The organism is Alkalihalophilus lindianensis (genome assembly GCF_032843265.1).
Classification (GTDB): domain Bacteria; phylum Bacillota; class Bacilli; order Bacillales; family Bacillaceae_D; genus Alkalihalophilus; species Alkalihalophilus lindianensis.
Genome location: NZ_JAWJBA010000131.1, coordinates 1 through 328, shown reverse-complemented (window position 1 = coordinate 328; position 328 = coordinate 1). Strand labels below are relative to the sequence as shown.

Here is a 328-nt window from a genome sequence, read left to right as displayed (position 1 = left end):
ATCAAATCACCAATAAACTGAATGACAAATACAATGATAAGAATAATAACAGTTGCTGCTACGGTCACATCATTTTGATTCCGTTGATAGCCATAATTATAGGCAAGGTTTCCCAAGCCGCCGGCGCCAATTGCCCCGGCCATTGCCGTATAACCAACGAGGGCAATCGCTGTTACTGTAATCCCTGAAATCAGAGCCGGCAGCGATTCCGGCAAGAGCACCTTCCAAATGATCGTCCAAGTTGTTGCACCCATCGATTTGGCTGCTTCGATGACACCTTTATCAATTTCCCTTAATCCGATCTCCACCATTCTTGCATAAAATGGAG

The 328-nt window shown here is 45.1% G+C and carries 1 protein-coding gene; it reads right to left on the bottom strand.

Annotated features, from left to right (window positions below; translation table 11 throughout):
• Positions 1-328: ABC transporter permease subunit (locus RYX56_RS21630; RefSeq protein WP_317124024.1), on the bottom strand; the 328-nt coding region annotated here is incomplete at both ends.